This is a genomic window from Blastochloris viridis (assembly GCF_001402875.1).
GTDB classification, from domain to species: domain Bacteria; phylum Pseudomonadota; class Alphaproteobacteria; order Rhizobiales; family Xanthobacteraceae; genus Blastochloris; species Blastochloris viridis.
Map to the genome: position 1 here is coordinate 3,012,742 of NZ_CP012946.1, position 13,384 is coordinate 3,026,125.

Consider the following 13,384-nt stretch of genomic DNA (forward strand, 5'->3'; position numbering starts at 1 on the left):
CGACACCTCGGGGGCTAGAGCTTCCGCCGATCTGACCGCGTCAGGCCGGATGCTCCAAGTTCTTGGTTTAACGCACGTTCTATCGCAAGACCGGTTTCGTTCGCACCACCGGACCCGGCGTTGCGTCGAAGCCTCGATGGATGGAGCCCGCCGGCCAAATGCCGACAAACGCCGTTCACACACTCAGATATCGCCCAAGGCCGACGTGTCCTGACGTCTGCGGGTGCAGCCGCCAGGGCCGATCCCCGCCAATACATGAGGGTGAACCGTATCGGCAACCTGCCGCCCGCCACCCCATCCGTCAAGCGTGCGGCGACGGCCGCGGCGGCACCGAGACCCAGGCCTCGCCGTCGAGCACGACCTTGCCGTCCACCGTCGCCTCGCAGTGCAGCCGCGCCCGCCGGCCCTTCTCCACCAGTTCGGCGACCTCCACGCTCACCGCCACCACGTCGCCTATCCGCACCGGTGCGTGAAAATTCAGGGTTTGCGAGCGATAGATTGCGCCCGGCCCCGGCAGGCGGGTGCCGACCACCGCGGAGATCAGGCTGGCGGTGTAAAGACCGTGGGCGATGCGGCCGCCGAACCGGGTGCCGGCGGCGTAAAGGTCGCAGAGATGAATGGGATTATGATCGCCGGACAGATCGGCAAAGCCGACGATGTCGTCGGACATTACCGTCTTGAGGAGGCTCTCGCGCATCCCGACGACAAGATCCTCGAAATACAAGCTTTTCAAGCCAAGGCGGGTTGGAAGATCTGACAAGGGGGCCTCCGGATTTGGTGTCTCGTTACCGCTACTCGCGGCCATCGGCAATCGTTCGAGGGCAGTGACCGGACGCTTGCGCGATTAACCGGATGTTCAAAGCTGTTCGTTATTTTGACCAAGTACAGGGGGACGTTCTGGCGGAGACGATCTCTTCCGGACCAGTCCAAATTGGCGAAACAGCGCCGGATTGCCGACGGAGTGGAAGAAATGGCGATCGACCTTTCGATGCCCATCTTGGTTGTTGATGATTATAGCACAATGGTTCGAATCATTCGGAATCTTCTGAAGCAGCTCGGCTTTGAAGATGTCGATGATGCTTCCGACGGTTCGGCCGCCCTCAACAAGCTCCGCGAAAAGCGGTACGGCCTCGTGATCTCCGACTGGAATATGGAGCCGATGACCGGTTACGAGCTGTTGAAGGAGGTCCGCGGCGATCCGTCGCTGGCCAGGACGCCGTTCATCATGGTCACGGCCGAGTCCAAGACCGAAAACGTGATCGCCGCCAAGAAGGCCGGCGTCAACAACTACATTGTGAAGCCGTTCAACGCCCAGACTTTGAAGACGAAGATCGAGGCGGTCTTCGCCGACTGATGTCGGCCGTTGAAATGCTGACCAATGGAAAGCGGTCGACGAAGACCGCTTAAGGAGAAGGTTCCGTGAGCGCGTATCAGACGGCGCACCTAAACCGCATCGTCGATTTCCTCAAAGACAAAAAGGGGATGGAAGTGTCCCTCTCGGACGTCGTGGCACTTGCCGAGATCACCGCGGAATCGCTGCAGGCGTTTTTCGTGACACTCGACAAGGCGGTTTATCGCGAACTGCGCGAAATCGCCGAATACATCCAGTCGATGAAGGAAGAAATCGGCGCGCTGCAGGTTCATGACCTGAAGGAAACGCGCATCCCCGCCGCCGGCCTGGAACTGGACGCCATCGTCAAGGCGACCGAGGCGGCCACCAACAGCATCATGACCGCGGCTGAGGAAATCATGTCCGCGGATGCCTCCGACCCCGACGCCTACAAGGCGTTCGTCGATGAGCGCATGATGGCGGTGTTCGAAGCCTGTTCGTTCCAGGACATCACCGGCCAGCGCATCGCCAAGGTGGTCGAGACGCTGAAGGCGATCGAATCGCGCGTGGGCCGCTTCGCCGAGGCCACCCGCACCCGTGACGCCGGCGGCTTCGCCTCCGACGAAGAGGCGACCCGAGCGGCCCGCGCCGAGCGGCTGCTGCTGCACGGGCCGCAGCTCGCCGGCCAGGGCGTCAGCCAGTCCGACGTCGACAGCATGTTGAACGACGCCGCCCCGGCCAAGCCTGTCGCCGCGCCAGTCGCCGCCAAGCCCGCTCCGGCGCCCGAAAAGCCTGCGATGGCTGCGCCGGCCAAGCCGGTCGCGCCTCAGCCCGCAGCGGTGGCAAAGCCTGCACCGGCCCCGGCCGCCAAGCCCGCGCCGGCCGCTGCCAAGCCGGCCGCGCCGCCGGCTGCGGCAGTGGCCAAGCCCGCACCGGCCGTCATGCCGGCGCCGAGCCCGGCGGTCAAAGCGCCGCCGGTGGCGCCGACCGAGGCGACCGACCCGGTGGACCGCAACAGCCAGGACGACATCGACAAGCTGTTCGCGTGATCGGTCGCGTCCATCTCGGCGGCCGGCAGCCGAAACGCCGGCCTTCGATACCACCGCGAGCCACCCTCGCCCGTTGCCTCCGGCGACGCAGCGCGCAGCGTCTGTGTGGGCCGGAGTCTCGTATCACCACCGCAGCTGCGTCATCACCGCCACCGGCAGCGCAGGTGTGCCGGCAAACAACGCGGCCAGCGCCGCCTGTCCCGCCTGCGCGCTCGGATCGGCCGCCGCCTCGCCGAGATCGCCGGCATGAATGCCGGCCAGGATGAACAGGCAGTCGATCCCCTGCCTCGCCGCGCCGGCCAGATCGGTGCGCACCGAATCCCCGATCGCCAGCACCCGGCGAAGGCCGACCGCCGCGCCGCGCACGGCAGCCGCCCGCGCCAGGGCGTCGCGATAGATCGGCGGGTGCGGCTTGCCGGCGTAAACGGTATCGCCGCCCATCTCGGCGTAGAGGTCGGCGATGGCGCCGGCGCAATAGACCAGCCGGCCGCCGCGCTCGACCACCCGGTCGGGATTGCCGCAGACCAGCGTCAGCCGCCGCGCCAGCATGGCGCCCAGCACATCGCGGTAGTCGTCCGGCGTCTCGACGTCGTCGTTCCACGGCCCGGTGCACAGCACCAGCTCGGCCTCGCCGAGCGGCACCCGGCGCAGCTCCAGTCCCTCGAACAGCGGCAGGTCGCGGTCCGGCCCGATGTGGAACAGCCGCACGCCCGGCCGCGCCGCCAAAAGGCCGCGGCTGACGTCGCCGGAGGCGACGATGGCATCGAACACCCCGGCCGGAACCCCGAACCCCGCGAGCTGCGCCGCCACCGCGCTGCCGGGCCGCGGCGCATTGGACACCAGCACCACGGTGCCGCCGCGAGCGCGAAAACGCTGCAGCGCGGTGCAGGCGGCAAGGTGGGCGGCTTCGCCGTCATGGAGCACGCCCCAGACGTCGCTGAGCACGAGGTCGTAGCGCCCCGCCCATGCGGACAGGCCGGCGAGAGCGGGCGGAACGGACGGCGGCATCGGCGGTAAGACGGACATGGCGGGATGAGATTTCGGCAACGGTGAAGGCTGCGGCGGGTGTCGCGATTCATACGGTTTCCGGTCATGAACCCGGAAACAATCTCGCCGGAAGGTCTTTGGTCTCGCTCCAGATACCGGGTCAAACCAGCTCGGCGCCGGCCGCAGCCAGCGTCGCCGCCAGGCCATCACCGGCAAGAAAGGCGTACTCCGCCGCGCGGTGGGTGGTGAGCGGATCGCGCGCCAGCAGCTCGGCATCGACCGTGCCGGGGTGGCACATCACCACGCCGCCGTCGGGCAGACCGGCAAGGAAGGCCGGAAACAGCGCGGCGAAATCGGCGCCCGGCCGGTAGAGATAGGGTCCGGCGAACGCCGGGTTGACCACGACGCCGCGTGCGTCGGCCCGCGCCCGGAACGCGCGGGACAGCCACGCCAGCAGCGCGCCCTTGGGGTCGCGGAGCGGGCTCGGCGAGGCCCCCGCCGGGCCGCACTGCCGCACCCACGCCCCCGCCGCGCGCGCGGCGACGAGGTCGAGCACGACGTCGCAAACGCCGGGCAGGAGCTGGATGTGCTGGTGGCCGTCGACATGGGCGGGCGGATGGCCGAACGCGCCGACGAAGGCGTCGAACTGGGCGTCGAGCTCGGCGCGCAGCCGTGCCAGGTCGAGCCGGCCGGTGAACGCCCGCGCCATCAGCGCGCCGATCTCCAGGAAGCTGCCCTCTGCGGCGGTCGGCGCGAACGCGGCGGTGAGCGGCTTGAGCCGCCCGGTCAGGGTCAGGTGCAGGCCGATCCCGAACGGCCGCGGGGTATTGAGCGCACGCAGCGGCGCGGCCTCCGCCGCGAAGCCAGGCGCCACCGTCATCGCCGAGGTCGCCGACAGCCGGCCGGCGCCGGCGAGGTTGCGGATCGCGGCGGACAGGCCGGGCGCCAGGGCGTAGTCGTCGGCCACCAGGCGGATTTTCCTCACGGCTTGGGCTCCGGCGCCGGCGCCGCGGCACGGACCTCGTGCTCGGCGAGGAAATAGATCGGCCGGGCCTTGAGCTCGGACAGGATCTTGCCGATGTACTCGCCCAGCACGCCGATCATGATGAGCTGAACGCCGCCGATGATGCTGACCGCCACCATCAGCGAGGGATAGCCGGGCACCGCGATGCCCCAAATCAGCTTCTCCACCATGATGGTCAGGCCGAACACCAGCGCGGTGCCGGCGAAGATGAAACCGAACACGCTGGCAACCCGCAGCGGCGCCACCGAGAACGAGGTCAGCCCCTCGATCGACAGGCCGACCAGCGACTTGAAGCTCCAGCTCGACATGCCGTGCAGGCGCTCGGCCGGCTCGTAGGGCACGCAGATCTGCTTGAACCCGATCCAGCTCGACAGGCCCTTGAAGAAGCGATTGCGCTCGGGCAGCCGGCGCAGCGCCGCCGCCGCCCTTGGCGACAGCAGCCGGAAATCGCCGGCGTCGGGCGGGATCTGGTGGCGCGCACCCCAATTGAGCAGCCGGTAGAATTCGCGGACGAAGAAGCGCCTGAGCGCAGGCTCGTTGCGGCGATGGGCCTTGGCGGTGTAGGCGACGTCGAAACCGTCGTCGAGCCACAGCGACACCAACTGCTCCACCATTTCCGGCGGGTGCTGGCCGTCGGCGTCCATGAACAGCAGGGCGCCGTTGCGGGCGTGGTCGAGCCCGGCCACCAGCGCCGCCTCCTTGCCGAAATTGCGTGAGAACGACAGCACCTGCAGGTCGACGCCGTCGCTCTTGAGACCGCGCAGCACACTCAAGGACGCGTCGCACGAGCCGTCGTCGACATAGACCAGCTCGATCCTGAGCCCGCGACTGCGGGCGAAGCTGGCCGCCTGGGCCAGCAGGCGGCCGTGCAGCAGCGGCAGGTTGGCCGCCTCGTTGTAGACGGGGACGATGATGGACAGCCCCGCCGCGGCGGGCGAGGCGGCGGGGGTCGAAGCGGGTTCGGTTGACATGGGTTCGGCTGTTGGCGGCGTTGGGCTGACCTTATCAAGGAGCATTGCGGCTGTCGCGGGGTGGACGGTGGACTTTCCGCCCACCGCAACGTGCGTTTCACGTCGCTGTGATCGTGCGCGGTCTGGTGAACCGGACGGCCAAGCCCCACGTAGGTGATCTAAGTGCCCCGGGACAGTCCACGCCGCCCCCCCCTCACGGCGTTGTCCCGGACCCCCGCCGCTCCTCTCTTCGGGCGGTGCCGGTCGCGGCCGTCCTCCCCCGGGGACGGCCGCGTTCCGTTTGGGCACTCCGCGGACAATCCTCGGCGCCAGCCGGCGGTGCGGACCGATCATGATGCCTCCCGCCGCGCGCCGCGCTAGACTTCGGCCGTTTCGGCTGAACTGTTTGCCCCGCAAGCCGAGGAGGACCACATGATCAAGGATATCCTCGTGCATTTGTCGCCCGGAGAGCGTCGCGATCCGGGCGCCGAGTTCGCCATCTCGGTGGCGACAATGTTCCGCGCATCCATCACCGGGATCGCCTTCGCCTACGAGCCGATCATCCCGCCCAGCATCTTCGGTGCGATCCCGGCCGAACTGATCGCCGCACAGAAGCAGGAGAGCGTGAAGGCAGCCGAGGCCGCGGTGACGCGTTTCCAGGAGGGGCTGCGCCGCGCCGACCTGAAGGGCGGAACCCGGCTGCTCGACGCCAGCGTCTCCGCCTCCGGCGATCTGTTCGGGCGGGTGGCGCGAGTATTCGACCTTTCGATCGTCACCCAGGCCGAGCCCGAATCGCTCGGCGCGGAGGATCTGGTGGTCGAAGGCGCGCTGTTCGAATCGGGCCGGCCGGTGCTGGTGGTGCCCTACATCCAGACCGCGCCGATCGCGCTGGACCGGGTGCTGCTGGCGTGGGATGGCAGCCGCCCCGCGGCGCGCGCCTGCGCCGATGCGCTGCCGCTGCTCACGCGCGCCGGACGGGTCGACGTGGTGATGGTTACGGGCGAGCCGGCGAAGAACGGCAAGATGCCGGGAACGGACATCGCCCAGCACCTGGCGCGGCACGACATCAAGGTCGACGTCAAGCGAATCTCCGACGCCGGCGGCATCGGCGAGACGCTGCTGTCCTACGCCGCCGCTTCCGGCGGCGACCTGCTGGTGATGGGCGGCTACGGCCATTCGCGCCTGCGAGAATTCGTGCTGGGCGGGGCCACCCGCGGCATTCTCGACGCGATGACGCTGCCGGTGCTGCTGTCGCACTGACTGCCCGCCGCGGATGCGGGCGCGACTCATATCTTTGACGAATCCGACATGCTCAAGCAAGACGTCGCCATGCGGCAGAATTTCATCTTATAGCGGCCGCCAAAACACCGGCGTCGCGAGAATGTTCCAACCTCGCGGCGTCAAAAAGCCTCGGTTTTACCGCCAGGTGGATTTCCGCGCGGCGTCGTTAGTCGTGGATTTCGTGAAATCTCTGATTACCGGCGCCAAGACATAAAGTACAAACCGGCCACCGCCGGCACTGCGGCAGGTTTTTAGCCAAGGCGTGCGTCGCGCGCCCGAGAAGGGCCAGGGCATGAGCATCTACCGTCTCGACAAGCTGTTCGCCCCGGGGTCCGTGGTGCTGATCGGCGCCAGCCCGCAGCCGCGCTCGGTCGGCAACGTGGTGTTGAGCAATCTCCGGCGCGCCGGCTTCAGCGGCCGGCTGTGGCTGGTCAACCCCAATTACACCGAGGTCGAGGGCCTGCCCTGCCTGCCCTCGGTGGCGGCGCTGCCCGACAAACCCGACCTCGCCATCGTGGCGACGCCGACGCCGACCGTGCCGGACATCGTGCGCCAGCTCGGCGAGCGCGGCACCAAGACCTGCGTCATCATCACCACCGGCGCCGACGACGGCCCCGAGGGCGTCGACCGGCTGCGCGAGGTGGTGAAGCAGACCGCCCGGCCGTTCAGCATGCGCGTCATCGGGCCGGATTCGATCGGCATCACCGTGCCGCGCGCCAAGCTCGACGCCTCGATCGCCGCCGCGCCCGCCCTGGCCGGCGACCTTGCGCTGGTGTCGCAGTCCGGCTCGGTCATCACCTCGATTGTCGATTGGGGCAACCGCCACAACATCGGCTTCTCGGCGATGGTGGCCACCGGCGACATGGCCGACGTCGACTTCGCCGACCTGCTCGACTGGTTCGCGCTCGACTACAAGACCCGCGCCATCCTGCTCTATGTCGAGGCGATCCAGGACGCCGCCAAGTTCATGTCGGCGGCGCGCGCGGCGGCGCGCTCCAAGCCCGTGGTGGTGATCAAGCCCGGCCTGTCGCACGACTGCGTGCGGCGCTCCTCCCACGCCGGCTCGCTGGCCGGCGCGGACGCGGTCTATGACGCGGCGTTCCGGAGAGCCGGCCTGCTGCGGGTGCGCGACCTTGGCGAGATGTTCGACGCCGCCGAAACGCTGTCTCGGCTGAAGCCGTTCCACGGCAAGCGCCTCGCCGTCACCTCCAACGGCGTCGGCCCGGCGATCCTGGCGCTCGACCGCCTGGTCGAACGCGGCGGCATTCCGGCGCAGCTGTCGCCCGAATCCGTGGCAAAGCTCGGCACCATCCTGCCGCCGCGCGCCTCGCGCGACAACCCGGTCGACCTTGGCGCCAGTGCCGGCGGCGATCTCTACCGCGGCAGCGTCGAGACGCTTCTCGCCGACCACGGCGTCGACGCGGTGCTGGTGATGAACGCGCCGACCGCCCTTGGCGACGCAAGGCAGGCCGCCGCCGGCGTGGTCGCCGCAGTCGAGAGCCACCGCAAGGCGTCGTTCCGGCCCAAGCCGGTGCTGGCCGCCTGGCTCGGCCAGGGCAGCGACCTGCACGAGGTGTTCGAGGCCGCCAAGATCCCGCTGCATTTGACCCCGCACGACGCGGTCGACGGCTTCATGCACGTGCTGCGCTACTCCCAAGCCCAGGAGGCGGCGATCGAGACGCCGCCCTCGCTGCCCGAGGAGTTCGAGCCGAACGTCGCCGCGGCGCGGGCCGCGGTGGCCAGCTCGCTGGCGTCCGGGCGACGCTGGCTCGACCCCGAGGCGGTGACCACGGTGCTGGAAGCCTACCGCATCCCCTGCGTCACCGCCGACGTCGCCAAGAGCCCGGCCAAGGCGCGGGTGGTGGCGGAGCGTCTGCTGCAGGTCAGCGGCTCGTGCGTCATCAAGGTGCTGTCGGAAGACCTGCCGCACAAGAGCGACGTCGGCGGCGTCCGCCTCAGCCTCACCTCGCCCGACGCGGTCGAAGACGCGGCGTACGGCATGCTGGCGCGCGTGGCGAAGCTGCGCCCCGACGCCCGCATCGACGGCGTGGTGGTGCAGCCCATGATCAGCCGGCCGTTCGGCCTGGAGCTGATCGCCGGCATCACCGACGATCCGGTGTTCGGCCCGGTGGTGGTGTTCGGCCGCGGCGGCACCGCGGTCGAGCTGTTCGACGACAAGGCGTTGGCGCTGCCGCCGCTCGACATGAAGCTCGCCTCCGAGCTGATGGCGGAGACCAAGGTCGACAAGCTGCTCAATGGCTGGCGCGGCCAGCCGCCGGCCGACCGCGAGGCGGTGGCCTTGGTGCTGGTGAAGCTGTCGCAGCTCGCCGCCGACATTCCGGAGGTGCGCGAGATCGACCTCAACCCGCTGATCGCCGACGAGCGCGGCGTCATCGTGCTCGACGCCAAGATCGCGGTGGCGCCGTGCGAGAAGGTGCGCGGCCACGGCGGCAATCCGCGCCTCGCCATCCGGCCCTACCCCAAGCAGTGGGAACGCCACGAGGTGCTGCGCGATGGCACCCGCGTGCTGGTGCGGCCGGTGCGGCCGGAGGACGAAACGCTCTATCCCGAATTCCTGAGCCGGGTGACGGCGGACGACCTGCGCCTGCGCTTCTTCGCGCCGATCAAGGAATTCACCCACGCCTTCATCGCCAAGCTGACCCAGCTCGACTACGCGCGGGCGGTGGCGTTTGCGGCGATCCATGAGGACACCGGCGAATTGTGGGGCGTGGTGCGGCTGCACGCCGACCCGAACCACGAAACCGGCGAGTACGCCATCTTGCTGCGCTCGGAGCTGAAGGGGCGCGGGCTCGGCTGGCTGCTGATGCAGCGCATCATCGACTACGCCAAGAGCGAGGGCTTCAAGCGCGTCAAGGGGCAGGTGCTGCGCGAGAACACCACCATGATCGCGATGTGCCAGAAGCTCGGCTTCGATGTGCACGACGACGCCGAGGACAACTCGCTCAAGATCGTGACGTTCGAGCTTGAGGCGTCATCCGAGGCGGCCGAGTAGCGGTCGCGACGTTGTCATCCCGGCCGAGCGGCGACGCCGCGCGAGCCGGGGGCGTGGGCAGAACAGCGAACACCTCATCACATCGTCATCCCGGCCGAGCGTAGCGAGAGCCGGGATCATCAGCAGAAAATGCGCTGATTGCAGGACGGCCCCGGGGCGCGCAGCGGATGCGGCGCATCCCGCTGCTTGTCCGGGACGACGAGACCTTGCCTTACCCCACCGTCCGGATCGCGTTCGCCACGATGCCGGTCAGCCGGCCGATGGCGGCCTCGTCGACGATCAACGGCGGCGCCAGTGCGATGGTGTCGGCGGTGACGCGCACCATGGCGCCGGCCTCATAGGCGGCGACCATCACCTCGTAGGCCCGCCGCCCGGCCGCGCCCGGCCGCGGTTCGAGGTCGATGCCGGCGGCAAGCCCGATGGTGCGGATGTCGAGAATGCCGGGCAGGCCCCTCAGGCTCATCACCGCGTCGGCAAAGGTCGGCTCGATGGCGCGGGCGCGCTCGAACAGGCCCTCGTCGCGGTAGAGATCGAGCGTGGCGAGCGCCGCCGCCGCTGCCAGCGGATGGCCGGAATAAGTGTAGCCATGCGGCAGTTCGACCGCGAGTTCCGGCCCCCGCATGAACGCCTCGAACACCGGCGCGCGCACGATGGCGCCACCCATCGGCACGGTGCCGGAGTTCACCGCCTTGGCGAAGGTCAGGATGTCCGGCTGGACGCCGTAGCGCTCGGCGGCAAACGCGGTGCCGAGCCGGCCAAAGCCGGTGATCACCTCGTCGAAGATCAGCAGGATGCCGTATTTGTCGCAGATCGCCCGCAGCCGCTGCAGATACCCCTTCGGCGACGGCAGGACGCCGGTCGAGCCGGCCATCGGCTCGACGATGACGGCGGCGATGGTCGAGGCATCGTGCAGGCCGACGATGCGCTCCAGCTCGTCGGCGAGGTGGGCGCCCCAGTCCGGCTCGCCCTTGGTGAACGCCTGCTGTTCACGGTTGTAGGTGGTCGGCAGGTGGTCGACGCCGGTGAGCAGGCCGCCGTAAAGCTTGCGGTTACCAACGATACCGCCGACCGAGATGCCGCCGAAGCCGACGCCATGATAGCCGCGCTCGCGGCCGATCAGCCGGGTGCGGGTGCCGTTGCCGGTGATGTTCTGATAGGCCAGCGCGATCTTGAGCGCGGTGTCGACCGCCTCCGAGCCCGAATTGGCGAAGAACACGTGGTTAAGGTCGCCCGGCGCCAGGGCGGCGATGCGGCTTGCCGCCGCGAACGCCTTGGGGTGGCCGAACTGGAACGGCGGGGCGTAGTCGAGCTCGCCGGCCTGTTTGCGGATCGCCTCGACGATCGGCGCGCGGTTGTGGCCGGCATTGCAACACCACAGGCCGGAGGTGCCGTCGATGATGCGGCGGCCATCCGAGGCGATGTAGTCGAGCCCGTCGGCGCCGACGATCATGCGCGGCGCCGCCTTGAACGCACGGTTGGGCGTGAACGGCATCCAGAAGGCTTCGAGGTCGTTGGGCGAGCCGGCACGGGCGGACGAGGCGGGCATCATGGATCCTGTGGTCTGGTCAAAATTCGCCGCCACACTGGAGCGCTCGCCGGCGGCTGTCAAAACCGGCGAGCCCTGGCCGAACCGGCCTTACCTTAGGGTGGACCAACACTTTTCCGACCACATGCCGGCACTGCCAACGGTTTCTTTACCCTGTTTGGCGATGGTCTGCCTTGCGGGGGCGAATGCGAGCGTACTCCGCGCGAATCGTCCTGGTCGAGGGGTCGCCTGGGCATGCACATGAAAGCGAGGGGCTCGTCCGAGCCCCGGCGGGTATTGGTTATCGACGACGATCCGGTGGTGCGGCGGTTGTGCCTGACCACGTTCGGCGACCGCCATGATTTGGTGGCGGACGGCGCCGCGTCGCTGGCGCTGGCGTTGCCGCGTCTTGGCGGCTGTGCGGGCGCGGTGGTGGCGCTCGATGGCGATGCGGTTCCGATCGAGACGATTCGCGCCGCCGGCTTCACCGGCCCGGTGATCGCCGCCAGCCGCTCCGGCTCGGTGTCGCTGGCGGTGGCGGCGATGCGCGCCGGCGCCGACGACGTCGTCGTCAAGCCGTTCGCGCCAGCCGACCTGGTGCGTCGCCTCACCACGCTGCTGGCCGTGGCGCAGGCGCCGGCGAGCCGCCCCGCCGGGCATGGCGCGGCCGCACCCGAGCGCTCGTTCGAGGGCTTCATCGGCGCATCCAGCGCGATGCGCGAGGTGTTCGACCAGATCGTCCGCATCGCCCCGTCGAAGGCGCCAGTGTTCGTCACCGGCGAGAGCGGCACCGGCAAGGAAGTCACCGCCGAGGCGATCCACGCCCGCTCGCCGGGCGCCGGCGGGCCGTTCATCGCCCTCAATTGCGGCGCCATCCCTAAGGATCTGATGGAAAGCGAGATCTTCGGCCACGTGAGGGGCGCCTTCACCGGCGCCCACGAGGACCGGCCGGGCGCGGCCGAACTCGCCGACGGCGGCACGCTGTTCCTGGACGAGATCTGCGAGATGGACCTCGGCCTGCAATCGAAGCTGCTGCGCTTCATCCAGACCGGCGAGCTCAAGCGGGTCGGCGACGGCCGCACCCGCTCGGTCGACGTCCGCTTCGTCTGCGCCACCAACCGCGACCCTGCCGTCGAGGTCGCCATCGGCCGTTTCCGCGAGGACCTTTATTACCGCCTGCACGTGCTGCCGATCCATCTGCCGCCGCTCCGAGCGCGCGGCGAGGACGTAATCTTGCTGGCGCGCGCCTTCCTCGCCCGCTTCGCAGCGGAAGAGGGCAAGAGCTTCGCCGGCTTCGCCCCCGACGCGGAGCGGCTGATCGCCGTCTGCGACTGGCCCGGCAACGTCCGCCAGCTTCAGAACGTGATCCGCCGCGTGGTGGTGCTGCACGACGGCGTCCGGGTCGAGGCCGAGATGCTGGCGCTGCCGATCGTCGCCTCCGGCTCGCCGCTGGTGCGCCAGCCCAAACCGGACGCCGACGTCGTCGAGCCGTTCGCGGTGCAGGAGCAGCGCATCATCGAGCGGGCGCTCAAGGCCTGCGACGGCAACATCCCCAAGGCGGCGGCGGCGCTGGGCATCGCGCCTTCCACCATCTACCGCAAGCGCCAGAGCTGGGCGGCCGTCCATTGAGGCCAGCTGTCGCCCGGACACCCGGCGGGTGAGCATCCTTCGCGCGATCCGGGGCGGCCAGCAGAAGGGCGCAAAGTCTCACGACGATTCCGGGTCTCGCTGAAACTCGCCCGGAATGACAACGCTTCCGGTCAATTGCCGAACGCGCAGGTGTGGCCATAGCCGGGCCTGGCGCCGTACAGCGCGCCGTAATGGTCGCAGCGGATGATGCGGTCCTGCGAGGTCTCGCCCGGCCGCACCCGGTCCGGCACCTCGATCCGGCCCGCGTGAGGCATCCTGGGCGTGGGCACCGTGGCGCTGCGGTTGCGGTAGTTCTGCGGCGGCTGCGCCTCGATGCGGTCGGGAGAGCGCAAGCCCGGCCCGGTCCGCCCCATTTCCGGCACGTAAACCTTGGGGCTGCGGCTCAGGGTTGAGCCGGGCGACGAGGTGGCGGCGTTGGGTCCGGTGGCCGGCACATAGACCTGTGCCAGGGCCGGGACGGCGGTGAGCGCCGCAACACCGACGGCGAGGACGAAGGCGGATTTCGGTATCATGCCACTTCAGATGGCCCCGCGGATGCACGCTGTCCAGTGGCGCCGGCCCCGCCGAGCGGAGTT

The 13,384-nt window shown here is 69.2% G+C and carries 11 protein-coding genes; 5 read left to right on the forward strand and 6 right to left on the reverse strand.

Translation table 11 applies throughout. From position 1 onward, the window contains the following. Positions 1–301: 301 nt before the first annotated feature. The gene (locus BVIR_RS13160; protein ID WP_055038892.1) at positions 302–697 is read right to left on the reverse strand and encodes a MaoC family dehydratase; all 396 of its coding nucleotides are present in this window, start codon (positions 695–697) and stop codon (positions 302–304) included. A 273-nt stretch (positions 698–970) separates the two neighbouring features. Between BVIR_RS13160 and BVIR_RS13165 the strand changes: the two genes are divergently transcribed. Then, positions 971–1,354, forward strand: coding sequence for a response regulator (locus BVIR_RS13165; protein ID WP_055038071.1), 384 nt, complete (start codon positions 971–973; stop codon positions 1,352–1,354). A 128-nt stretch (positions 1,355–1,482) separates the two neighbouring features. Beyond that, positions 1,483–2,379 carry a protein phosphatase CheZ gene (locus BVIR_RS17130; RefSeq protein WP_197604368.1) on the forward strand — a complete coding sequence of 299 codons (897 nt, stop codon included), beginning with the start codon at positions 1,483–1,485 and terminating at the stop codon, positions 2,377–2,379. A 123-nt stretch (positions 2,380–2,502) separates the two neighbouring features. Here BVIR_RS17130 and BVIR_RS13175 read toward each other — a convergent pair whose 3' ends face one another. The 3 genes from BVIR_RS13175 to BVIR_RS13185 form a co-directional block, all read right to left on the reverse strand. Then, positions 2,503–3,405 (reverse strand): TIGR01459 family HAD-type hydrolase, encoded by a 903-nt coding sequence (locus BVIR_RS13175; RefSeq protein ID WP_055038072.1) that lies wholly within the window; start codon positions 3,403–3,405, stop codon positions 2,503–2,505. A 121-nt stretch (positions 3,406–3,526) separates the two neighbouring features. Then, positions 3,527–4,351 (reverse strand): ChbG/HpnK family deacetylase, encoded by an 825-nt coding sequence (locus BVIR_RS13180; protein WP_055038073.1) that lies wholly within the window; start codon positions 4,349–4,351, stop codon positions 3,527–3,529. After that, positions 4,348–5,361, reverse strand: a complete 1,014-nt coding sequence (locus BVIR_RS13185) for a glycosyltransferase family 2 protein (protein ID WP_055038074.1) — start codon at positions 5,359–5,361, stop codon at positions 4,348–4,350. Before BVIR_RS13185 ends, BVIR_RS13180 begins: the two co-directional genes overlap by 4 nt. Positions 5,362–5,772: 411 nt before the next feature. Here BVIR_RS13185 and BVIR_RS13190 point away from each other — a divergent pair, with 411 nt between their 5' ends. Together BVIR_RS13190 and BVIR_RS13195 are read left to right on the forward strand one after the other, a co-directional pair. Then, positions 5,773–6,600 (forward strand): universal stress protein, encoded by an 828-nt coding sequence (locus tag BVIR_RS13190; RefSeq protein ID WP_055038075.1) that lies wholly within the window; start codon positions 5,773–5,775, stop codon positions 6,598–6,600. Positions 6,601–6,913: 313 nt separating this feature from the next. Further along, positions 6,914–9,634: a bifunctional acetate--CoA ligase family protein/GNAT family N-acetyltransferase gene (locus BVIR_RS13195; RefSeq protein ID WP_055038893.1), complete on the forward strand. Its 2,721-nt coding sequence runs from the start codon at positions 6,914–6,916 to the stop codon at positions 9,632–9,634. A 211-nt stretch (positions 9,635–9,845) separates the two neighbouring features. Here BVIR_RS13195 and aptA read toward each other — a convergent pair whose 3' ends face one another. After that, positions 9,846–11,180, reverse strand: a complete 1,335-nt coding sequence (gene aptA / locus BVIR_RS13200) for an omega-aminotransferase AptA (protein ID WP_145911961.1) — start codon at positions 11,178–11,180, stop codon at positions 9,846–9,848. A gap of 240 nt (positions 11,181–11,420) precedes the next feature. Between aptA and BVIR_RS13205 the strand changes: the two genes are divergently transcribed. Further along, positions 11,421–12,788 carry a sigma-54-dependent transcriptional regulator gene (locus tag BVIR_RS13205; protein WP_055038894.1) on the forward strand — a complete coding sequence of 456 codons (1,368 nt, stop codon included), beginning with the start codon at positions 11,421–11,423 and terminating at the stop codon, positions 12,786–12,788. A 131-nt stretch (positions 12,789–12,919) separates the two neighbouring features. On the opposite strand, the gene BVIR_RS13210 is transcribed toward BVIR_RS13205, so the two are convergent. Next, the gene (locus BVIR_RS13210; RefSeq protein ID WP_055038077.1) at positions 12,920–13,321 is read right to left on the reverse strand and encodes a hypothetical protein; all 402 of its coding nucleotides are present in this window, start codon (positions 13,319–13,321) and stop codon (positions 12,920–12,922) included. Between the last annotated feature and the right edge of the window lie 63 nt (positions 13,322–13,384).

Bases quoted from the DNA above. Each gene is read 5' to 3' on its own strand.
- BVIR_RS13160 (WP_055038892.1), bottom strand. From the start codon at position 697: ATGCGCGAGAGCCTCCTCAAGACGGTAATGTCCGACGACATCGTCGGC.
- BVIR_RS13165 (WP_055038071.1), top strand. From the start codon at position 971: ATGGCGATCGACCTTTCGATGCCCATCTTGGTTGTTGATGATTATAGC.
- BVIR_RS17130 (WP_197604368.1), top strand. From the start codon at position 1,483: ATGGAAGTGTCCCTCTCGGACGTCGTGGCACTTGCCGAGATCACCGCG.
- BVIR_RS13175 (WP_055038072.1), bottom strand. From the start codon at position 3,405: ATGTCCGTCTTACCGCCGATGCCGCCGTCCGTTCCGCCCGCTCTCGCC.
- BVIR_RS13185 (WP_055038074.1), bottom strand. From the start codon at position 5,361: ATGTCAACCGAACCCGCTTCGACCCCCGCCGCCTCGCCCGCCGCGGCG.
- BVIR_RS13190 (WP_055038075.1), top strand. From the start codon at position 5,773: ATGATCAAGGATATCCTCGTGCATTTGTCGCCCGGAGAGCGTCGCGAT.
- BVIR_RS13195 (WP_055038893.1), top strand. From the start codon at position 6,914: ATGAGCATCTACCGTCTCGACAAGCTGTTCGCCCCGGGGTCCGTGGTG.
- aptA (WP_145911961.1), bottom strand. From the start codon at position 11,180: ATGCCCGCCTCGTCCGCCCGTGCCGGCTCGCCCAACGACCTCGAAGCC.
- BVIR_RS13205 (WP_055038894.1), top strand. From the start codon at position 11,421: ATGAAAGCGAGGGGCTCGTCCGAGCCCCGGCGGGTATTGGTTATCGAC.
- BVIR_RS13210 (WP_055038077.1), bottom strand. From the start codon at position 13,321: ATGATACCGAAATCCGCCTTCGTCCTCGCCGTCGGTGTTGCGGCGCTC.